General features: G+C 64.3%; 19 protein-coding genes. 7 read left to right on the top strand and 12 right to left on the bottom strand.

Translation table 11 applies throughout. The features are described from left to right. The first annotated feature begins 133 nt into the window (after nt 1-133). On the top strand, nt 134-466 hold the full coding sequence (locus LB565_RS11270) for a putative quinol monooxygenase (RefSeq protein ID WP_411970637.1): 333 nt from the start codon (nt 134-136) through the stop codon (nt 464-466). Nucleotides 467-477: 11 nt separating this feature from the next. Here LB565_RS11270 and LB565_RS11265 read toward each other — a convergent pair whose 3' ends face one another. From LB565_RS11265 to htpX, 3 genes are all read right to left on the bottom strand, one after another. Beyond that, nucleotides 478-2,223, bottom strand: a complete 1,746-nt coding sequence (locus tag LB565_RS11265; protein WP_411970636.1) for a heparinase II/III family protein — start codon at nt 2,221-2,223, stop codon at nt 478-480. Between the two features lie 127 nt (nt 2,224-2,350). Next, nucleotides 2,351-3,730 carry an RsmB/NOP family class I SAM-dependent RNA methyltransferase gene (locus tag LB565_RS11260; protein WP_224583877.1) on the bottom strand — a complete coding sequence of 460 codons (1,380 nt, stop codon included), beginning with the start codon at nt 3,728-3,730 and terminating at the stop codon, nt 2,351-2,353. Further along, entirely contained in the window at nt 3,721-4,755 is a 1,035-nt protein-coding gene (gene htpX / locus LB565_RS11255) for a zinc metalloprotease HtpX (protein ID WP_224583854.1), read from the bottom strand. Before htpX ends, LB565_RS11260 begins: the two co-directional genes overlap by 10 nt. A 104-nt stretch (nt 4,756-4,859) precedes the next feature. Between htpX and LB565_RS11250 the strand changes: the two genes are divergently transcribed. Next, the gene (locus LB565_RS11250) at nt 4,860-5,081 is read left to right on the top strand and encodes a DUF1674 domain-containing protein (protein WP_224583852.1); all 222 of its coding nucleotides are present in this window, start codon (nt 4,860-4,862) and stop codon (nt 5,079-5,081) included. On the opposite strand, the gene LB565_RS11245 is transcribed toward LB565_RS11250, so the two are convergent. Continuing rightward, nucleotides 5,078-5,743, bottom strand: coding sequence for an HAD-IA family hydrolase (locus LB565_RS11245; RefSeq protein WP_224583850.1), 666 nt, complete (start codon nt 5,741-5,743; stop codon nt 5,078-5,080). The two genes, LB565_RS11250 and LB565_RS11245, sit on opposite strands and share 4 nt — an antisense overlap. Before the next feature lie 166 nt (nt 5,744-5,909). Between LB565_RS11245 and LB565_RS11240 the strand changes: the two genes are divergently transcribed. The 3 genes from LB565_RS11240 to LB565_RS11230 all read left to right on the top strand — a co-directional run bounded on the left by LB565_RS11240 (nt 5,910) and on the right by LB565_RS11230 (nt 10,299). Beyond that, nucleotides 5,910-6,779: a transglutaminase-like domain-containing protein gene (locus LB565_RS11240; RefSeq protein WP_224583848.1), complete on the top strand. Its 870-nt coding sequence runs from the start codon at nt 5,910-5,912 to the stop codon at nt 6,777-6,779. 434 nt (nt 6,780-7,213) lie between these two features. Next, the gene (locus LB565_RS11235) at nt 7,214-8,629 is read left to right on the top strand and encodes a pilus assembly protein (RefSeq protein WP_224583847.1); all 1,416 of its coding nucleotides are present in this window, start codon (nt 7,214-7,216) and stop codon (nt 8,627-8,629) included. A 401-nt stretch (nt 8,630-9,030) separates the two neighbouring features. Further along, nucleotides 9,031-10,299 (top strand): SAM-dependent methyltransferase, encoded by a 1,269-nt coding sequence (locus LB565_RS11230; RefSeq protein WP_224583846.1) that lies wholly within the window; start codon nt 9,031-9,033, stop codon nt 10,297-10,299. A gap of 12 nt (nt 10,300-10,311) precedes the next feature. On the opposite strand, the gene LB565_RS11225 is transcribed toward LB565_RS11230, so the two are convergent. Both LB565_RS11225 and acs read right to left on the bottom strand, forming a co-directional pair. Next, a complete protein-coding gene (locus tag LB565_RS11225) occupies nt 10,312-11,079 on the bottom strand; it encodes an MOSC domain-containing protein (protein WP_224583845.1) in 768 nt (255 codons plus the stop codon). Next, nucleotides 11,079-13,034: an acetate--CoA ligase gene (acs, locus tag LB565_RS11220; protein ID WP_224583844.1), complete on the bottom strand. Its 1,956-nt coding sequence runs from the start codon at nt 13,032-13,034 to the stop codon at nt 11,079-11,081. The genes LB565_RS11225 and acs overlap by 1 nt, the downstream gene beginning before the upstream one ends. A gap of 303 nt (nt 13,035-13,337) precedes the next feature. Between acs and LB565_RS11215 the strand changes: the two genes are divergently transcribed. Then, entirely contained in the window at nt 13,338-13,610 is a 273-nt protein-coding gene (locus tag LB565_RS11215; protein ID WP_095769745.1) for an usg protein, read from the top strand. Between the two features lie 202 nt (nt 13,611-13,812). On the opposite strand, the gene LB565_RS11210 is transcribed toward LB565_RS11215, so the two are convergent. Together LB565_RS11210 and LB565_RS11205 are read right to left on the bottom strand one after the other, a co-directional pair. Continuing rightward, nucleotides 13,813-14,847, bottom strand: coding sequence for an aldo/keto reductase (locus tag LB565_RS11210; protein ID WP_224583843.1), 1,035 nt, complete (start codon nt 14,845-14,847; stop codon nt 13,813-13,815). A gap of 37 nt (nt 14,848-14,884) precedes the next feature. Then, nucleotides 14,885-16,072 (bottom strand): MFS transporter, encoded by a 1,188-nt coding sequence (locus LB565_RS11205; RefSeq protein ID WP_224583842.1) that lies wholly within the window; start codon nt 16,070-16,072, stop codon nt 14,885-14,887. 120 nt (nt 16,073-16,192) lie between these two features. Here LB565_RS11205 and LB565_RS11200 point away from each other — a divergent pair, with 120 nt between their 5' ends. Continuing rightward, a complete protein-coding gene (locus LB565_RS11200) occupies nt 16,193-17,098 on the top strand; it encodes a LysR family transcriptional regulator (RefSeq protein WP_224583841.1) in 906 nt (301 codons plus the stop codon). 58 nt (nt 17,099-17,156) lie between these two features. Here the strand turns inward: LB565_RS11200 and LB565_RS11195 are convergent, their stop codons facing one another. The 4 genes from LB565_RS11195 to LB565_RS11180 all read right to left on the bottom strand — a co-directional run bounded on the left by LB565_RS11195 (nt 17,157) and on the right by LB565_RS11180 (nt 19,740). Continuing rightward, nucleotides 17,157-18,206: an aldo/keto reductase gene (locus LB565_RS11195; protein ID WP_224583840.1), complete on the bottom strand. Its 1,050-nt coding sequence runs from the start codon at nt 18,204-18,206 to the stop codon at nt 17,157-17,159. A gap of 127 nt (nt 18,207-18,333) precedes the next feature. Then, nucleotides 18,334-18,735 (bottom strand): type II toxin-antitoxin system VapC family toxin, encoded by a 402-nt coding sequence (locus LB565_RS11190; RefSeq protein ID WP_224583839.1) that lies wholly within the window; start codon nt 18,733-18,735, stop codon nt 18,334-18,336. After that, nucleotides 18,735-18,989, bottom strand: coding sequence for a type II toxin-antitoxin system Phd/YefM family antitoxin (locus LB565_RS11185; RefSeq protein ID WP_224583837.1), 255 nt, complete (start codon nt 18,987-18,989; stop codon nt 18,735-18,737). Before LB565_RS11185 ends, LB565_RS11190 begins: the two co-directional genes overlap by 1 nt. Before the next feature lie 88 nt (nt 18,990-19,077). After that, nucleotides 19,078-19,740, bottom strand: a complete 663-nt coding sequence (locus LB565_RS11180; protein WP_224583835.1) for a YggS family pyridoxal phosphate-dependent enzyme — start codon at nt 19,738-19,740, stop codon at nt 19,078-19,080. Between the last annotated feature and the right edge of the window lie 66 nt (nt 19,741-19,806).

Below are 19,806 nucleotides of genomic sequence, written 5' to 3'. Positions count from 1 at the left end.
TTTCAGAGCTGTTGGAAGGGGATGCTGGCCGGCCCTAGCATATGAGTCCCGGAAATCAAGTGCCGCGTCCTCCGCGCGCCGGCTTCGCGAAAAGGTGAAGTTTGTCCAAGGGCGCTGCGTCGTTTACGGGACTATGCTCGCTCGTCATTCGGAGGAAACAATCATGACATTCGTGCGTGTAGGCCAATTCAAGGCGTTGGCGGCCAAGGTTGAGGAATTGCGCACCATCTATGAAGCCGAAGCGATCCCTGCCATCCGCGCCGCCCCAGGCAACATCAGCGCCTTGTTGCTGCAGCAACATCAGGCGCGGGATGCCTTCATGGCCATCACCCTCTGGGAAACCGCCGCGGACGCCGAACGCTACGAGCGAAGCGGCCAGGCCGCGGCAATGGTCGACAAGATCCGTTTTGCCTTCGCTGAACCGCTGTCGCTCGCCACCTATGACGCCTTCGGGATTCCTGGCTGAGAAGCGGCAGCTCAATTGTTTTCGGGATAGCCGGCGATATCGGTGCGGGTCAGTTGCCAATGGACCTCGGCAATTTCCGAGGCCTTGAAGGCGAGCACGATTTGCCGGCTGCGGCGTGGGCCGCCCAATCCGGCGAAGTAGATCGATTCCTCGACCTCCGGCGCCACTTCGGCGCAGGTGAAAACCCAGCTGTCGCCTTGGGCGGCGGCAAGAGTGAGCCGGTCGTGGTCGTCCTGCAGCAGGCTGATATCGGGGTGGACGTGGAAGCGCACCGTGACGAAGTCGCGGCCGTTGTTGCGGATCGCGGCATTGCCCGGGCGCAGGAAACGGTCGCGGCCGGCAAGCACGTTGCCGTTGCTGGTCAGCTTCAGCTCGCGCTCGTGCAGGAAACCGAATTGCGCGACATAGCCATCGTGGCGCGCGACGAAGCCGTGCACGCCCTTCTGGTCGAGGCGCTTACAGGGCACGTGCTGCGGGCCGCCGATCAGCGGGGATCCCAAAAGGTCGCTGACGCGCAGCGAGTGGCTGAAGCGCGCCGACGAGGTGTCGTTGAGCGTGGCGGTCGAATGCGCGGCGGTGGCGCGTGCCAGCGGCCGGAATTCCGGGGCGCCATAGGTGTCGATGCCGGCATTGACGATGAAGTGGTGGCGCCCGGAGGAGAGCTCGAAGGCGAGGCAGCCGGCGTGTGCTGCGTTGGAGACGTCGACCGGCGGCGGCAGGCCGGTGTCGGCGATCACCGTCACGCCGCCCATCGACAGGCGCTCGTAGCCGGAATGCGGCGCGTGCAGCAGCGGCGCGCCCACCGTGTCGTCATGGCGCATGATGGTGGCGATGCGGTCGTGGATGGTGGCGCCCATGCCGTTGAAGCGGGCAAGGCTGCCGTCCTGATGGCGAAAGAAACGCAGCGCCGGCAACATCCGGTCGATGGCGCCGATCAAGGCCGACGGCGGCGCCTCGGCCTGGTTGGCGTAGGTCTGGCGCAACGGCAGAAGGTCGGCCAGCAGCTCCAGCACCGCCATCGGCTTGCGCGAGATATGGCCGCCATCGGGCAGGATCTGATGCTCGAGCTCCTCGGCAAGGTTGCGTGTCGCCGCGCGCAGCGCCGAGGCCGGCGCCGGCAGGGACAGCGCGGCGAAGGCGAGCGCGATGCGGGCGCGCAGCCTGGCCTCGCCATCGGGCATCTCGCGCACCATCGAGCGGAGATAGCGGATCTGCACGGCGAGCGATTTCAGGAAGGCGCGATAGAAGGGGAATTCGGCGCCTTGCAGCACCACCGAGGAATGCTGCAGCCAGGCGATCACCCGCTTGGCCGTCGTTCCCGGCTCCCAGGCGATGCCCGAAATCTGGTTGCCGTGCATGGCGATCCAGTCGGTCACGAGCGCCCTGGCATTGGCCGCGGCAAGCTCGGTGCCGGTGGCGCGCATGTGGCGCAGCCAGCGGAAGCCATGCAACGATTTCTGCCAGCCGCGATTGGGCACGTCGACCTGGAAGGGCGATCTGCCGCCGGTCTCGACCAGATGGCCGGACAGCGGGTAGCGGCCGTAATAGATCTCCAGCGCGATCTGCGGATCGGCAAGCCGCAGGTCAGGCGGGGCGATCAGGACGCGTTCGGGCGTGCGGCCGGAATAGCGCCAGCGATAGACCGGCCCGGCGCGGAGGCGCCGGCGCGTTTTGCGCCAGAACTCCCTCGCGACAAGCGTCCAAAGACGCGTCGTGCTGCCGGCAACAAGTGCCAATAGCCCTCCTGATGTCCCCATAACCCGAGCACAAGCTTATGCGATTCAAGAACTTATGCGAAGGCGGATTTCGCCGAAGTGAACCAATTCACGCCGCCTTTGCCCGTGCCATCCCTAAAAAAGTCAGCAAGTTTTAGGAGATAACGTTTCAATCGGTCCGTCTCATCCGCGCGGCAAAGAAGCCGTCCAAGCCTGAGATCCCGGGCGATTCCAGCGCGAGGTCGGCTGGCGTGGTGCGCAATGTCCCATCCGGGGTCAGGAACGGATCGACGCCGGCAAATTCGCCGGGCCGGATCGGATCGGCGGCGGTGCCGGGCTTATCGGCGAGGAAGGCGCGATAAAGCTCCTCCCCCTCGATCGGGTCGAGCGAGCAGTTGGAAAACACGATCCGTCCTCCGGGCTTGACGAGGCCAACGGCATGCGCAAGCAGCCGGCGCTGGAGGTCGGCGAGCTTTTCGATATCCGCCATGGTCTTGGTCCACGGCACGTCGGGGTGGCGGCGCACCGTGCCGGTCGAGGAGCAGGGCGCATCGAGCAGGACGGCATCGAACAAGTGCGCCGGCCGGTAATCCAGTAGGTCGGTCTGGACGAGATCGGCCGTCAGGCCGAGACGGTCGAGATTCTGCTTGAGCCGCGCCAGCCGGTTCCTCGAGGCGTCGATAGCGGTGACCTGCGCGCCGGCCAGGATAAGCTGCGCCGTCTTGCCGCCGGGCGCGGCGCACAGATCGGCAACGCGCTGGCCCCTGATGTCGCCGAACAGGTGCGCCGGCAGGCTTGCGGCGGCATCCTGCACCCACCAGGCGCCATTGGCGAAGCCGGGCAAATCGGTGACGTTGGCGGCAAGCTTTTCGACACGCACCGTGCCGGTCGGCAGCACGACACCGCCCAACCGCTCGGCCCAGAGCGTGGGATCGGCCTTGACCGTGAAATCGACCGGCGCTTCGTGGCGATGCGCGGCAAGGATGGCGCGCGCCTTGTCGGTTCCGTAGGCGTCAGTCAGCCGCTCGGAGAACCATTCCGGCGCCTCGCTGGTCGCGGCAAGGGCCAGGGCAAGCTCGGTCTCCTTGGCGCGCGCCAGCGAGCGCAGCACACCGTTGACGAGACCGGAGAAGCGCAGCGTTCGCGGATCGGACTTGGCGTGAGTGACGGCAAGGTCGACGGCGGCGCTGTCGGGAACATCGAGGAACAGGATCTGCGCGGCGGCGACATGGAGGATATGCGAGAGCGCCGTGGCATTGGGCGGCAGCGGCTTTTCGAGGCGCTTGGACAAAAGCCCGGCAATGGTCATGCGGTGACGAAGCGCGGTCACCAGGATGGCGCGCACCAGCGCGCGATCGCGGCTGTCCAGCGCCTTGTATTGCGGGTGGCCGTGCTCGTTGTCGGTCAAGCCATCCAACGGCGTGCGGGCGTCGATGACGGCGGCAAGCAGCCGCGCCGCCGCCTTGCGCGCGGCAAGGCCGGCTATCTCGTCACCGGCCTCGCGTTGCGGATTGCCTGAATGTCCGCGCCTTGGCGGCGTCACGACCAGGGACCCCTCGACCCGACATTGCGCGGCCCGGTCGGGTTGCGGCCCCAGGGACTGGGCTTTGGCGGCGGCGGTTCGGCCTCCGGGGTCTGGTCTGCCGGCTTGCCCCATGGCCCCGCTGATGGCTCCTCGGGCTGGATGGGTGGCGGAGAAGCCTCACGCCGACTGGCCGGCGTGGCGCCGCCCATCGCGCGCGCCATCTCCTGCAGCGCGGCGATGCGGTTCTCGGTGCTCGGATGGGTCGAGAACAGATTGTCCATGCGCTCGCCATGCAGAGGGTTGATGATGAAAAGATGCGCCATCGCCGGATTGCGCTCGGCATCCTCATTGGGGATCTGTTCGGCGCCGCGCGCGATCTTGTTGAGCGCCGAGGCCAGCCATAGCGGGTGGCCGCAGATCTCGGCGCCGCGCCGGTCGGCCTCGTATTCGCGCGTGCGGCTCACCGCCATCTGCACGATCATGGCGGCAAGGGGCGCGACCAGCATAGCCACCAGCACGCCGACAAAGCCGAACGGGTTGTTGGTCTCCCGGCTGCCGCCGAAGAAGAAGGCGAAATTGCCGAGCATCGAGATGGCGCCGGCAAGCGTCGCCACGATCGTCATGGTCAGCGTGTCGCGATGCTGCACATGGGCAAGCTCATGCGCCATCACCGCCGCGACCTCTTCATGCGAGAGCCGCTCGAGCAGGCCGGTGGACGCGGCAACGGCAGCGTTTTCCGGGTTGCGGCCGGTTGCGAAGGCATTGGGCTGCGGGTTGTCGATCAGATAGGTCTTGGGCATCGGCAGGCCGGCCTGCTTGGCCAGCGCCTGGACGATCCCATAATATTCAGGCGCATTCTTCTCGTCGACCTCGACGGCGCGGTTCATCGACAGCACCATCTTGTCGGCGTTCCAATAGCTGAACAGATTGGTGCCGGCGGCAATCAGAAGCGCGATAACCATGCCGCCCGAGCCGCCGATCAGATAGCCGACGCCCATGAACAGCGCCGTCATGGCGGCAAGAAGCATGGCGGTGCGAAGCGTGTTCATCGTTTCATCCGTCTAGCGTGGGGGCGAATGGGGGTCGATCCTTCTGGCGTCATGGCTATATGATGGGAGGCGCCGGTCTTCGTTTCAATCGGCGGGAGTATCGCATGACCGAAGATCCCAGCAAAACCGAAGCAGTTGCAACGACCAAAGAGCCGAAAGAAAGGCTGACCCCAGCGGCGCAGCGCGCATTGGCCGAAGCCGAAGCGCGTCGCCGGAACTACCGAGCGGCGGAGGCGCAGCTGCCAAAGGAAATCGGCGGGCGCGGCGGCAAGGAACCTGGCCGCTACGGCGACTGGGAGGTGAAGGGGCTCGCCACCGATTTCTAAGCGACCGCACGCTCGGGCGCGAGCGCGATCCAGCCACTGACGTCCACCGCGATGCCGAGTTCGTCATAGGAACGGATCGTTGGATGCGGCGTGACGAGCGGGTGGACGTGCGTGGCGCTGATCACCATCACCGACGCGCCGGAAGCCTCGCCCGCCGCGATGCCCGCCGGCGCATCCTCGAAGACCAGGCAGTCGCGCGCCTCCACGCCGAGAAGGCTTGCCGCCAGCAGGAAGCAGTCCGGCGCCGGCTTGCCATGGGTGACATCTTCGGCCGTGACCATCATGGCCGGAACCGGAATGCCGGCCGCCTTGATGCGCAGCAGCGCCAGTTCGCGCGGCGCGGAGGTAACGATCGCCCAGCGCTCCGGTGGCAGCGATTCCAGGAACGCGACGGCGCCGGGGATAGGGACAATGCCTTCGAGATCGTCGGCTTCGGCCTTGAGCAGCAAATCCGCCTCGGCAACCGGATCGACGCCTGGAAGCTTCAGCGCGGCGATCGTCTCGCGCGCGCGCCTGCCATGGATCGTCGGCAGAAAAGCCGTGACATCGAGCCCGTGACGCTCCGCCCATTTCGTCCACACCCGTTCCGCCGCGGCGATCGAGTTGAGCACCGTGCCGTCCATGTCGAACAGGAAGGCGGCGAATTTTGAGCCTGCAAACATCGGATGTCCTGGAGAATCGTTTTTGGGGGGAAACGCAAAGCCCAGTTTAGACCGGCCGGCACCGCCTGAGAAGGCGAGACGCCGTCAATTCGACCCGACCCTGGAACAAGCTCCGGTTCGCGGCGTTGAACAGGCGGTCTTTCCAAAATCATCAAAGGGGCATACGATGCTGATCCGGCTCGGCTATGAAATCGCCATCGAATGCGCGGCGGTGACGCCGATCATCTCGCTTCTCGACATCCATCCCGACCGCCATGCCCATATCAAGCGGCAGACGCGGGTTCTGACCTCGCCCTCGGTGCCGACCCGGACCTATCGCGACCGCCACGGCAATATCTGCCGTCGTTTCACGGCGCCGGCAGGCAACTTCCGCATCCTCTACGACGCGGCGGTCGAGGACAACGGCGAGAGCGACGAGGTGAACACGCTGGCGCGCGAAACGCCGGTCGCGGAACTGCCCGACGATGTGCTGGTCTATCTGCTCGGCAGCCGCTATTGCGAGACCGACCACCTCGGCAACACCGCCTGGCAGCTTTTCGGCCAGCTGTCGCCGGGCTGGGCGCGCGTCCAGGCGATCGTCGGTTATGTCAACAGCCGGCTTTCCTTCGGCTACGGCTATGCGCGCGCCACACGCACGGCGGCCCAGGCGCATGAGGAGCGTGTCGGGGTCTGCCGCGATTTCGCGCATCTGGCGATCGCGCTTTGCCGATGCATGAACATTCCGGCGCGCTATGTGAACGGCTATCTCGGCGATATCGGCGTGCCGGCCGACCCGGCGCCGATGGATTTCTCGGCCTGGATGGAAGTCTTCCTCGACGGCAAATGGTACACGTTCGATCCGCGCCACAACCGGCCCCGCATCGGCCGCGTCGTCATCGCGCGCGGCCGCGACGCCACCGACGTGCCGCTGCTGCACAGTTTCGGCCCGCACCTGCTCACCCTGTTCAAGGTCTGGACCTATGAGCAGGAGGGCCATCTCTTCAATCCGCCGCATCACGGCGTCGACAGGACTGCCAGCGCGCAGATGCTGGCCTAGGCTCTGTCGATATTCAGGTGAGGCCGGCCTGCGAAGGACGGCCTCCTGCGCTTCCGGTGCTCACGTACTTCAAGTACGCTCCGCTCCGGTTCTCGGAAACCGCCCTTCTCGACTCGGCCTGACCTGAATCTCAACAGACCCTGCGCCGCGCCATGTTTCACCGGAGCCGCTGGCCCGCTTCGGCACAGTTCGATTGTGCCGAAGAGAGAACGACCGCGACAGGCTTCAAGATCATGGTGAGCGCTTCATGAAGGCCGCCTCGCCATCGCATTTTCATTTACTTCGCGTTCACCTTCAAATTTGCCGAAAGCAAGCAAAAACAATCGGTTAACTGCTTGTTAAGCGCCTTGCGGCGGCTACTGGCCGGGTCTGGCCGAATTCCTGCAACGCCTTTGCCGAGCGGCGAGAAGCCGCAGACGATGGAGGCGGAAGGGATGCGGCAGTTCAGAGGTGTCGTTCGTGGGGTGGACGGCTTTACCCGGAATCGCGAAGGCAATTTGGCGGTTCTGTTCGGAGCTGCCGCATCTGTCCTCGCGCTGGGGGTGGGATTCGCGGTCAACGTCTCGCAACTCTACAATGCGAGGTCGAGCTTGCAGGGCGTCGTCGATGCCGCTGTGACCTCGACGGCCCGCGATCTCACCCTCGGCGTCATTACGGAAACCGATGCCAATAAAACGGTGCAGGCGTTTCTCGACGCCAACAGCACGGCCGGCATACTGCAGGCCAACCAGATCGTGCTTGACAAGCTCACGGTCAACAGGACGGCCAACACCGTACAGGCGGATGCGCATGTCGATGTCGGCCTCTTTTTCCCGCTGTTCAGCACCAGCAACATGCGCCGCGTGACCGCCTCGACCACGGCGCTTTATTCGGACAAGACCGTCGAGGTGGCGATGATGCTCGACGTTACCGGTTCGATGGCTCCCGACAGGCGGGCCAAGACCAACAAGATCGGCGAACTGAAGACCGCCGCATCACAGACGGTCAAGGATCTCCTGGATCAGAATCGGGACCCTAACGATCCCCGGATTCGGGTATCGATCATCCCTTACGCCGAAGCCGTCAACACCGGCGGCCTCGCCGACACCGTCTTCGTCGAGACCGAGACGGGGCCGAAAGTGCCGCCGCCGATCGATGCCGCGGTGTCGGTTTCCGCTACGGTGTCCGACAATTGCGCAACCGAGCGCAAGGACAAGGATGGCTACGCCGATTATTCGTCTGACGGACCCTACACGCAACGTCGGGATAACCGGGGCAAGATTTATCTGGCCAAGGTCAATCGCGATTACCGCATGCGCGTATGTCCTTCCGCCGCTCTGGTTCCATTGACCGCCGATGAGGATAAGCTGCTGACGGCGATCGATCATTTCCAGGCTGGCGGGGTAACCGCAGGCGGCATTGCCGCACAATGGGGCTACTACATGCTCTCGCCATCCTGGCGCACCGCAATCTCGAGCGCCCGCCTGGGTGCCGGCCCCGCCAACTTCGATCGGAACAGGGTGGCCAAGATCGCCATCCTGATGACGGATGGCCAGTTCAACACCGCCTTTGCCGGCGGACGCGGCGCGTCGCGGTCGCAGGATCAGGGTCAGAAGTCGCGCGCCAATGCCGAAAACATCTGCGATAACATGAAGCGCGACGACATCGAGATCTTCACCATCGGCTTCGATCTCAACGACCCGGCGATGTCCGCGACCGAACGCGATCAGGCCAAGTCTCTGTTGAAGGACTGCGCGACTGACGACACCTCGTTGCTCAAGCATTATTACGAGGCCGCCAACGGCGCCGAATTGTCATATGCCTTCGGCGAAATCAGCCGCAATATCGAGAAACTCACAATCAGCCGCTGACCTGAAGCGCCGACCCCAAACGGAAAAGGCCGCCGCTTCTTGACGAAGCCGGCGGCCTTCCGTGTTTCCGTCCATGACGCGGCCCCTGGCGGCAGCCCCTCCGGGCTACCTGCCGCGCGTCTCGCGCCTTAACGGGAAGACTGCTTCCCGGAAGTGTAATCCGCAGAGCTCACGTTATGGAAAACGAAATCACTCGACATCGGATCACCTCCTTTCAGTTCGTTGAACACACTCAGATGATGGGGTGCGCCGCGGCAAAAGACAAGATGACGCGACGGAATGGTCATGCCGCTAGCCTGGAAACCTCCTCTTGCGGTGCTTTTGCGCAACAGATCGGGATTGCGGTCCGCAGGCCGGTGGACGACAGTGCGGCTTTGGGGGCGACATATCGGGAGGTGGGAATGGACGCCGCCGACAGAGCTGCGCGGATCGTACGCAAGGTCGTCGAAACGCTGAAGCCGGGTTTTGCGGACCGGCTGTGGACCGGCGAGCGGATCGGACCCGCCAGCGGTCCGGTGCTTGCCATCAACGATCAGGACATCGTCTGGCAGCTGGTTCGCCGGCCGACTTTCTCGACGCTGGTGGAGATGTGGATTTCCAAGACGGTCGATATCGAGGAAGGCACGCTGTTCGATTTCTATGCCCTGCCTTCGCAAGGCAAGCTCAAGACGAAGCTCAAATCCCTGCCCAAGCTGGCGATCCTGCGCGACCTGCCAATGGTGTTGTTTTCGCGCAAGCAGATGACGGCGCGCAGTGACCTTTCCGGCCGCAAGCCTTTCGTCAGCGGATCGAACAAGGAGGCGATCCAGCACCATTACGACATTTCGAATGATTTCTACCGGCTCTTCCTCGACGAGCGCATGGTCTACAGTTGCGGCTATTTCCACGATTTCGCCAGTGGCATCGACCAGGCGCAAGTCGACAAGCTCGACCACATCTGCCGCAAGCTCAGGCTGAAGCCCGGCGAAAAGCTGCTCGACATCGGTTGCGGCTGGGGCGCGATGCTTATCCATGCGGCGAAGAACTACGGCGTCTTCGGCCATGGCGTCTCCCTGTCGCAAGCCCAGACCGACCTTGCCCGCGAACGCATTCGCGCCGAGGGGCTGGAGGATCGCATCACCATCGAGATAAAATCCTATGCCGAACTCTCAGGCAGCTTCGACAAGATATCGTCGATCGGCATGTTCGAGCATCTGGGGCTCGCCAATCACGACGCCTACTTCTCGACCGTCCATCGTCTGCTCAAGCCCGGCGGGATCTATCTGCACCACGCCATCACCAGGCGCAGCAAGGGCGACATCCGCAAGACGTTGCGCAAGGGGCCGGAATACAAGGCCCTGATCAAATACATCTTTCCCGGCGGCGAGCTCGACACGATCGGCATGACGCTCGGCAATCTCGAGGCGCACGGCTTCCTGGTCTATGACGTGGAGAACCTGCGCGAGCATTATGCGCAAACCTGCCGGCTGTGGGCGGAGCGGCTGCATGCGCGCTTCGACGAGGCGGTCGCCGAGGTCGGCGAGCCCAAGGCGCGGCTGTGGCTGCTCTATCTGACGGGTTGCTCTATCACCTTCGAGCGCGCCTCGGCGCAGATTTTCCAGACTGTCGCCACCAAGCGCGCCCGCGGCCCGAGCGGCCTGCCGCCAACACGGGCGGATTTGTACAGGTAGACCCGACCCGCTTCAGTCCATCAAGCGCATCGGCGCGCCGATCTCGATCCGTGCGGGCCGGTCGACCGTGCAGTAGACGCCGAGATTGTGAGCGTTATAGCGTACCAAATTGCGCAGGATGCCGGGATCGGTGTCGAAGCCGTCCTGGGCGATGATGGTGAAGCCGCAGCGGCGGCAGGGTTCGGAAACGGTGAGCAGCAGATCGCCGACCGCGAGTTTCTTGCCGATCCATTCCGTTTCGGGAAAAGCGCCTTCGACCGGCGCCATGTCAACCACGATGTTGGGCCGGAAGCGGCGCGGATCGGGCGCGCCCTCGGGATGCAGCGCCTTCAGCCTGGCCAGCGAGGCGGTGGTGAGCAGATGGATCGGCGCCTTGGCATAGCGGGCCTCGGTCAGCGGGCCGGCGTAGCCGGGCGCCGCGTTCTGCGCGCCGAACGGCCGGATCGAGGCTTCGAAGCCGAGAAAGGCCGATACCGCGCGGTCGCTTTCAGGATCCGGTGCCGGCAGCCATTCGCCGCCGGGCACCGCCACTTCGAGCCGCCATTCCTTGTTCACCGGGGCCTCACTCAGCCTGGTGCGGATCAGCGGCACCTTGTGCCATCTGGCTTCGCGGTCGGGCCTGGCGATCTCGCTGTCGGAAGCATCGACCAGTCCGAACAGCCGGTCGCCATCGACGGTCTTCAGCCCGACGGAGATGGCATCAAGCCGCTCGCCGGCGAGCGAGCTCGCCGGATAGCGCCAGAGCTGGCTGACGGCGCCGAGGATTGCCTCGCCGGCCATCAGCCCTTCTTGTTCTGCCGGTTGGCAACGAGATCGTCGACCACGGCCGGATCGGCCAGCGTCGACGTGTCGCCGAGCGCGCCGAAATCGTCCTCGGCGATCTTGCGCAGGATGCGGCGCATGATCTTGCCCGAACGGGTTTTCGGCAGGCCGGGCGCGAACTGGATCTTGTCGGGCGTGGCGATGGCGCCGATCTCCTTGCGGACATGCGCGACCAGCTCCTTGCGCAATTCCTCGCTCGATTGGGTGCCGGCCATCAGCGTGACATAGCAGTAGATGCCCTGGCCCTTGATGTCGTGCGGGTAGCCGACGACGGCGGCTTCCGACACTTTGTCATGGCTGACCAGCGCCGATTCCACCTCGGCCGTTCCCATGCGGTGGCCGGAAACGTTGATGACGTCGTCGACGCGGCCGGTGATCCAGTAATAGCCGTCGGCATCGCGGCGGCAGCCGTCGCCGGTGAAGTATTTGCCCTTGTAGGTCGAGAAGTAGGTCTGCACGAAACGGTCGTGGTCGCCATAGACGGTGCGCATCTGGCCGGGCCAGGAGTCGGTAATGCAGAGATTGCCGTCGGCGGCGCCTTCCAGGACCTTGCCGTCGCCGTCGACCAGCTGTGGCTGGACGCCGAAAAAGGGCCGCGTGGCGGAGCCGGCCTTGAGGTCGGTGGCGCCGGGCAGCGGCGTGATCATGATGCCGCCGGTCTCGGTCTGCCACCAGGTGTCGACGATCGGCACCTTGGCGTTGCCGACGACGTTGTAATACCACTCCCAGGCTTCCGGATTGATCGGCTCGCCGACCGTGCCGAGCACGCGCAGCGACTTGCGCGAGGTCTTCTTCACATGGCTGTCGCCGGCGCCCATCAGCGCGCGCAGCGCCGTCGGCGCGGTGTAGAAGATGTTGACCTGGTGCTTGTCGATGACTTCCCAGAAGCGCGATTGCGAGGGGTAGTTCGGCACGCCTTCGAACATCAGCGTCGTGGCGCCGTTGGCCAGAGGGCCATAGACGATATAGCTGTGGCCGGTGACCCAGCCGACATCGGCCGTGCACCAGTAGATGTCGCCGTCATGGTAATCGAAGACATATTGGTGCGTCATCGAGACATAGACGAGATAGCCGGCAGTGGTGTGCAGCACGCCCTTCGGCTTGCCGGTCGAACCGGAGGTGTAGAGGATGAACAGCGGGTCTTCGGCCTTCATCTTCTCCGGCTTGCAGTCGGCCTTAACGGTCTGCGCCTCTTCATGGTACCAGACGTCGCGTCCCGGCACCCAGCCGGTCTTGCCGCCGGTGCGGCGCACCACCACGACCTTTTCCACCTTGGTGCCGGCCCTGGCGGCGATCTCGACTGCCTTGTCGGTGTTGTCCTTGAGCGGGATCGGCTTGCCCCCGCGCAGGCCTTCGTCGGCGGTGACGACGATGGTCGATTTGCAGTCGTCGATGCGGCCGGCGAGCGCATCGGGCGAGAAGCCGCCGAACACGACCGAGTGGATCGCGCCGATACGCGTGCAGGCGAGCATCGCATAGGCCGCTTCCGGGATCATCGGCATGTAGAGGGTAACGCGGTCGCCCTTCTTGACGCCATGCTTCTTCAAGACATTGGCGAAGCGGCAGACATGGGCATAGAGCTCGCTATAGGTGATCTTGCGGTCGTCGTAAGGGTTGTCGCCCTCCCAGATGATGGCGGTCTGGTCGCCGCGCTTCTTCAAATGCCGGTCGATGCAATTGTAGGAGACGTTGGTCTGGCCGTCCTCGAACCACTTGATCGAGACCTTGCCGTCGAAGGAGGTGTTCTTGACCTTGGTGAAGGGCTTGAACCAGTCGATCCGCTTGCCGTGCTTGCCCCAGAACTTGTCCGGGTTCTTCACGCTGTCGGCGTACCATTTGAGATAGGTGTCGTTGTCGATCAGCGCGTTCTTCTTCCACGCGGGCTGGACGCGGTGGACATGGACATCGGACATTTTTCAGCTTTCCTCCAGGACCGTTCCGCCGGCTTGAAACGCCGACAGCATCGCGGCGAAGCGGCCGCGAATTCGCGGGCATTATTAACAGTTCCGCCGTGACGGCAATATTAGACGTTGGATTCGCGCGGCGGGATGACGCAGGGGCAATTGGATCAGCTATTAGCACTCTCGCTGCGCGGCTGCTAACTGCCTGTTTTAACGACAAAAATTTTGCACAGTCTCGAAGAAATCCATAGACAGTTAAGCAACCGTGCGCACAATTCAGCGTTGGGAGGAAGGAGAATCAACCAAGGAAACGCAATGCGCGACAATTCCGAAATGGACCTGATGCTCAGGGGATACGGGCTGACTACGGCTAAGATCCTTTATCACTACCCGGATCACCCGCACCTGCTGCAAAGCTATGTCTGGCAGGACTATGACCTAGCTCCGGAATTCCCGGTGCTGATCCGCTTCATCGAGTTCTGGAAGACCAAGCTCGACGGCCCGCTGCATTCGGTGACCTACACGCACCAGAAGCTGATCGCGCCGAACGAGTGGCGGAAGGTGGATGGGGAGTTTCGAGTGCATTGAGCGGCGGCAGAGCTGATCTCCCCCCTTGCGGGAGATGCCCGGCAGGGCAGAGGGGGTGCTGTCCCGCCAACATGTCAGCAATTGTCCACGAAGCCGCCCGTAGTTGGCGGTTCAGGTCATCGTCGCATTTCTTCACACCCCCCTCTGGCCTGCCGGCCATCTCCCCCGCAAGGGGGGAGATTGGCAGTTTCAGCGCGGGCGCTTACACCGCCGGCGGGTTCAGCCGGGCGAAACCTTCCTGGCGGCGATAGGGGAAGTACGGATAAGGCGCCGTCACCGCGCTGGCTTCATCGAGCGCCCTGATCTGCTCCGGCGTCAGCGCCCAGCCGACGGCGCCGAGGTTCTGGCGGAGCTGCTCCTCGTTGCGCGCGCCAATGATCACCGATGACACGGTCGGCCGCTGCAGGAGCCAGTTGATGGCGATTTGCGGCACGGTCTTGCCGGTCTCGGCGGCGGCCGCCTCCAGCGCGTCGACCACCTTGAAGAGATGCTCATCCTCGACCGGCGGGCCGAAATCGGCGGTGCCGTGCAGCCGGCTATTCTCCGGCAAGGGTTTTCCGCGGCGGATCTTGCCGGTGAGCCGGCCCCAGCCGAGCGGGCTCCACACCAAGGCGCCGACGCCCTGGTCGAGGCCGAGCGGCATCAGCTCCCATTCATAGTCGCGCCCGACCAGCGAATAATAGACCTGATGCGCGATATAGCGCGGGTAGCCGTGCCTGTCGGCCAGGCCGAGCGACTTCATCACCTGCCAGCCGGAGAAATTGGAGACACCGACATAGCGCAGCTTGCCAGAGCGCACGAGATCGTCCAGCGTCGAAAGCACCTCCTCGACCGGCGTCGAGGCGTCGAAGGCGTGGAGCTGCAGCAAGTCGATATAATCGGTGCCGAGGCGCTTCAGCGCCGCGTCGACGGAGCGGATCAGGCGCGAGCGCGACGAGCCCCAGTCGGCCGGGCCGTCGCCCATCGGCAGGGACGTCTTGGTCGAGATCAGCACCGCGTCGCGGCGGCCCTTGATGGCCTCACCCAGCACCTCCTCCGAAGCACCATTCGAATAAACATCGGCGGTGTCGAAGAGATTGACGCCTGCTTCCAGGCATATGTCGACCAGCCGGCGCGCTTCCTTCGCGTCGCTGTTGCCCCAATGGCCGAACAGCGGGCCGGAGCCACCAAAAGTTCCGGCGCCGAAGGAAAGGGCGGGCACTTTCAGGCCGGAGGCGCCGAGAGGTCGATAGTCCATCTTTTTTCTCCTGATTGGATGTCGAAGGGATCAGCGCTCAGCACTGCGCCGTGACCGGCTTGCCGATCGCCCGGCCGCGTTCGAGGCGCAGCGCCGTGAGCACCACACCGAGCGCGGCGAGCGGCACGAGGCCCGCAACGAGGGGCACGGCGCCGAGGCCGGGGCCATGGTCGATAACGAAGCCGCCGAGCCAGGCGCCGATTGCGTTGCCGAGATTGAAGGCGGCGATGTTGAAGGAGGAGGCCAGGCCCTGGCCGGCGCCCTCGGCCTTCTTCAGCACCCACATCTGCAGCGGCGCGACGGTGGCAAAGGCGGCAGCACCCAGCAGGCCGACGGCAATAATCGCGGTGACCGGCTGATGGATCGCGGCGGTCATGACGAACAGCACCGCCGACAGCGCGACCAGCGTGCCGACGACCGTCGACACCAGATGGCGGTCGGCAAGGCGCCCGCCAAGCAGATTGCCAGCCACCAGGCCACCGCCGAAGACCAGCAGAATCGGCGAGACAGCGCCCTCGGAAAAGCCGGTGACGCGGGTGAGGATGGGCGCCAGATAGGTGAAGGCCGCAAAGACGCCGACCCAGCTCAGCACGGTGGTCAACAGGCCGAGCAGCACCGGCCGGCGGCCGAGCACGGCGAGCGTGCCTTCGGAGGTCTCCTCTTCCTCCGTGGCGGCGGGCTCGTCGCGCGGCACCAGCAGCGCGATCACGGCAAAGGCGATGACGCCGACCAGCGTGACCGCCAGGAAGCTTGAACGCCAGCCATAGGCCTGGCCGAGCCATGTGCCGAAGGGCACGCCAAGGATGTTGGCGACGGTGAGACCGGTGAACATCAGCGCGATGGCCGAGGCCTTCCGGTTGGGCGCGACAAGGCCGGTTGCGACGACGGAGCCGACGCCGAAGAAGGAGGCATGGGCGAAGGCGGTGAGCACACGCGCCGCCATCAGCGTCCAGTAGTCCGGCGCCAGCGCGCAGGCGAGGTTGCCGAGGGTGAAGACCACCATCAGGACAAGCAGCAAGGTCTTGCGCGGCAGGCGTCCGGTCAAGGCGCCAAGCAGCGGCGCGCCGACGACGACGCCCAGCGCATAGCCGGAGATGAGCAGGCCCGCGGCCGAGATCGAGACGCCGAGATCGGCGCTGACATCGAGCAGCAGCCCCATGATGACGAATTCGGTGACGCCGATGCCGAAGGCGCCGGCGGTGAGGGCATAAAGAGCAAGAGGCATGGCGATCGTCCGTTTGTGCTGAAGGACGCATAAGTCCCGCGCCCGGACCGGAAGATCGTGATCCGCCAAGCTGTGAACCAGCCTTGCATCGGGCACATTTTCTGTGAAATAAATTCACGAATGGCGAGACCCGATATTAACCGCTCCGGCGAGATCGAAGTGTTCGTCCGCGTCGTCGCGGCGGGCAGCTTCTCGGCCGCGGCGCGGGCGTTGCGCATGACACCGTCGGCGGTGAGCAAGCTGATCGCGCGGCTGGAGGCGCGGCTTGGCGCGCGGCTCATCAGCCGCTCGACGCGCAAGCTCCAGCTGACGCCGGAAGGGGCTGCCTTCCACGACAGCGGCCTGCGCATCCTCGCCGATCTCGACGCGGCCGAGCGCGAAGCGGCGGCGGGCGCTGCGCCGCGCGGCAGGCTCAGGGTCAACTCCTATGTGCCGTTCGGCCAGCACCGGCTGATGCCGCTCTTGCCGCGCTTCCTGGAAAATTATCCAGAGATTTTCGTCGAAGCCGTGCTGACCGACAGTGTCATCGACCTTCTGGAAGAGCGCGCCGATGTCGCTATCCGCGCCGGGCCGCTGCGCGAGTCACGCCTGGTTGCGCGCAAACTCGGCCAGAGCCGGATGGTCCTGGTCGCGTCGCCTGCGTATCTTGAAGCACGCGGCACGCCACGCGCATTGTCCGACCTCGCTCGCCACAACATGCTGGCCTTCGGCTTCGCCAGGCATATCGAGGGTTGGCCTTTTGTCGACGCGACAGGAAAATCGATCATCATGCCGATTGTCGGAAACATGTCGCTGACCGACGGAGAAGCGATGCGGCGAACGACGCTGGCAGGAGCCGGCATAGCGCGGCTGGCGCGCTGGCATGTCGAGCCCGATATTGCCGCCGGGCTGCTTGTGCCGTTGCTGGAAGAGTTCAATCCCGGCGACGAGGAGCCGACGCATGCCGTCTATGTCGGTCATGGCAAGCATCTGCCTGCCCGCGTCCGAGCCTTCCTCGACTTCCTCGCGGAGACCGTTCTTCTCTGAATGAGGAAAGAGCCGCGCGCCAATGGCACGCGGCTCTGACCTCTCTGCTCGAACGGAATTACGCCTTCGGCACGAACGGCGCGGGACGCCGGCCGGCGCCTTGCCGCTCCAGCATCCAGCCGGGATACTCGGCAGGCAGCGCGCTCACCTCGTCGAGCCTGGCGAGGTCGTCGGCGTCGAGCTTCAAGCCGGTCGCGGCGAGGTTCTGCTCGAGCTGGTCCATGCGGCTGGCGCCGATGAGGACGCTCATGACAAAAGGTTTTGCCAGCACATAGCCCAATGCCACCGTGGCGACGCTGACATCGTGCTTCCTGGCGACCTCGCGCATGACGGCAACCGCCGCCCAGGCGCGGTCCTCATTGACCGGCGGGAAGTTGAAGGAAGCGCGGCGACCCTCGCCATTGCCAGGCGCGCCGGGGCCGTATTTGCCGGAAAGCAGGCCGCCGGCCATTGGCGACCAGACCATCAGGCCCAGCTTTTCCTCGTTGATCAGCGGAACGATCTCGCGCTCGAGATCGCGGCCGGCGATCGAGTAGTAGGACTGGATGGTCTCGAAGCGGGCAAAACCTTTGCGCTCGGCGATGCCCAGCGCCTTGGCGATGCGCCAGGCCTGCCAGTTGGAGACGCCGACATAGCGGACCTTGCCGCTGGCGACGAGATCGTCGAGCGCGCGCAGCGTCTCGTCGATCGGCGTCACCGTGTCGGTACCATGCAATTGGTAGAGGTCGATGTGATCGAGCTGCAGTCGCTTAAGGCTGCCGTCCACCGAATCCATGATGTGACCGCGCGAGGAGCCGCGCTCATTGGGTCCGCTGCCCATGGCGCCATGCACTTTGGTGGCGATGATAACGTCCGAACGTTTCACGCCGAGATCCTTGAGCGACTGTCCCAGCAGCTGCTCGGACTGGCCGAAGGAATAGACGTCCGCGGTATCGAAGAAATTGACGCCGGCGGCGATCGAGCGGGCGACGATCTCGTTGACGCCCTTCTGGTCGAGGCTGGCGATCAGGCCCCATTGGGCATTCTCGCCTGCGGCGCCGAAGGTCATGGTGCCGAGGCAGAGTTCGGAAACGAACAGGCCGGTATTGCCGAGCTGATTATAACGCATGGTGAGATTCCCCGAGAAAGGAGTGAATGTGCACTAAGCACATAGGAACGGACCGTTTCGTTTCAAGTTCTGGCGCAAGCGCGGTGGTCAACTTGATGTGAAGTTGCCAATCAGCGGATCTTGAACGTCAGACTTCCCAGGGATTGACGACCGTCACGCCCACGTCTTCGAAGTCAGCGACGTTTCGGGTGACCAGGATCAGGTCGTGCACGAGGGCGGTTGCCGCAATGAGGGTGTCGGCGTTCCCTCGCGTACGTCCGGCCGTGATGCGGCCCCACACGAGGGCGACCTCTTCCGTGATCGCCAGAATGCGGTCCGCATTGTCTCGGCGCAGTTCCCGCAGCCAGACGTCAAGCCGGGCTGCCCTGTCGGGATCGGTCTTGCGCTGCTTGACGATCCCACGTTCGATCTCACCAATGGTGATCACACTGAGACTGATCGAGGTCGGATCAACCGAAGCCAGCCAGGAGGTTGGTTTCGGCAGTCGCCTTTGTACGTCTGAAACAACGTTCGTATCGAGCAGATACATCAGAGGTCGACGTCCCGGATCATCGTATCCGGGCGGCGGGTGATTTCCTTATCAAACTCATCGTCCCAGCCGGGGCCGGTCAGAAGATATTCGGCGAGCGATTTCTTTTTCCCGGCCAGGCGGTCGTAGTCCTCGGCGGAAAGCACGACTGCAGCCCGTTCGCCACGAAGCGTCACGGTCTGCGGCCCCTCTGTTCGCGCGCGCTGGACCACTTTTGAAAAATTGTTCTTCGCGTCCTGAAGATGCCAGTTCACGCCGCCTACTCCTAGCTAGCTTGGCTAGATATAACGCGGTAGCAGCCGATTATCAATCAACTCCAGCGAAAGGTAGCAGGTGACGGCGTCACCGGTTGCCGAAGATCGCCGACCCTACCCGGACGCTGGTCGCGCCGAAGGCGATCGCGGTCTCGTAGTCGCCGGACATGCCCATCGAGAGCTTCGCGACGCCCGCCTCGCGGGCGAGCTTTTCCAGAAGCGCGAAATGCGGGCCGGGATTCTCATCGGCTGGCGGGATGCACATCAGGCCTTCGATGGCCAGACCATGCACGTCGCGGCAGCGTTTGACGAAAGCGACCGCCTCGCGCGGCTCGATGCCGGCCTTTTGCGGCTCGGAGCCGGTGTTGACCTGGACATAGAGTTTTGGCGTACGGCCCTGCCGGGCCATTTCTTTTGAAAGCTCAGCGGCGATCTTCTCGCGGTCGACGGTCTCGATGACATCGAAAAGCGCCACCGCTTCCTTGGCCTTGTTGGATTGCAGCGGGCCGATCAGGTGCAGCTCGATGTCGGCGAATGCCGCCTTCAGCGCCGGCCATTTGCCTTGCGCTTCCTGCACCCGGTTCTCGCCGAAGACGCGCTGGTCCGCCTCGATGACCGGGCGGATGTCCTCGGCCGCGAAGGTCTTCGACACCGCCACAAGCGTGACTGCGCCGGGCGCTTGCTTCGCCTCGCGTTCGGCGTTCGCGATCTTCGCCTTGACCGCGTGAAGCTGCTTTACGGCGTTCGTCATGCCACTATCCTGCCTATAGTTTTCATGGCCGGCCGGCTCGCCGCAGTTGACGGGTCCGGCAATCCA

The organism is Mesorhizobium sp. CA14 (assembly GCF_020165195.1).
Lineage (GTDB): Bacteria > Pseudomonadota > Alphaproteobacteria > Rhizobiales > Rhizobiaceae > Mesorhizobium.
This window is presented reverse-complemented; position numbering and strand designations above follow the sequence as displayed.

What these genes read in the sequence shown, in the direction of transcription:
- LB565_RS11270 (WP_411970637.1), top strand. Translation starts at nt 134, where the DNA reads ATGCTCGCTCGTCATTCGGAGGAAACAATCATGACATTCGTGCGTGTA.
- LB565_RS11265 (WP_411970636.1), bottom strand. Translation starts at nt 2,223, where the DNA reads ATGGGGACATCAGGAGGGCTATTGGCACTTGTTGCCGGCAGCACGACG.
- htpX (WP_224583854.1), bottom strand. Translation starts at nt 4,755, where the DNA reads ATGAACACGCTTCGCACCGCCATGCTTCTTGCCGCCATGACGGCGCTG.
- LB565_RS11250 (WP_224583852.1), top strand. Translation starts at nt 4,860, where the DNA reads ATGACCGAAGATCCCAGCAAAACCGAAGCAGTTGCAACGACCAAAGAG.
- LB565_RS11245 (WP_224583850.1), bottom strand. Translation starts at nt 5,743, where the DNA reads ATGTTTGCAGGCTCAAAATTCGCCGCCTTCCTGTTCGACATGGACGGC.
- LB565_RS11240 (WP_224583848.1), top strand. Translation starts at nt 5,910, where the DNA reads ATGCTGATCCGGCTCGGCTATGAAATCGCCATCGAATGCGCGGCGGTG.
- LB565_RS11235 (WP_224583847.1), top strand. Translation starts at nt 7,214, where the DNA reads ATGCGGCAGTTCAGAGGTGTCGTTCGTGGGGTGGACGGCTTTACCCGG.
- LB565_RS11230 (WP_224583846.1), top strand. Translation starts at nt 9,031, where the DNA reads ATGGACGCCGCCGACAGAGCTGCGCGGATCGTACGCAAGGTCGTCGAA.
- LB565_RS11225 (WP_224583845.1), bottom strand. Translation starts at nt 11,079, where the DNA reads ATGGCCGGCGAGGCAATCCTCGGCGCCGTCAGCCAGCTCTGGCGCTAT.
- acs (WP_224583844.1), bottom strand. Translation starts at nt 13,034, where the DNA reads ATGTCCGATGTCCATGTCCACCGCGTCCAGCCCGCGTGGAAGAAGAAC.
- LB565_RS11215 (WP_095769745.1), top strand. Translation starts at nt 13,338, where the DNA reads ATGCGCGACAATTCCGAAATGGACCTGATGCTCAGGGGATACGGGCTG.
- LB565_RS11210 (WP_224583843.1), bottom strand. Translation starts at nt 14,847, where the DNA reads ATGGACTATCGACCTCTCGGCGCCTCCGGCCTGAAAGTGCCCGCCCTT.
- LB565_RS11205 (WP_224583842.1), bottom strand. Translation starts at nt 16,072, where the DNA reads ATGCCTCTTGCTCTTTATGCCCTCACCGCCGGCGCCTTCGGCATCGGC.
- LB565_RS11200 (WP_224583841.1), top strand. Translation starts at nt 16,193, where the DNA reads ATGGCGAGACCCGATATTAACCGCTCCGGCGAGATCGAAGTGTTCGTC.
- LB565_RS11195 (WP_224583840.1), bottom strand. Translation starts at nt 18,206, where the DNA reads ATGCGTTATAATCAGCTCGGCAATACCGGCCTGTTCGTTTCCGAACTC.
- LB565_RS11190 (WP_224583839.1), bottom strand. Translation starts at nt 18,735, where the DNA reads ATGTATCTGCTCGATACGAACGTTGTTTCAGACGTACAAAGGCGACTG.
- LB565_RS11180 (WP_224583835.1), bottom strand. Translation starts at nt 19,740, where the DNA reads ATGACGAACGCCGTAAAGCAGCTTCACGCGGTCAAGGCGAAGATCGCG.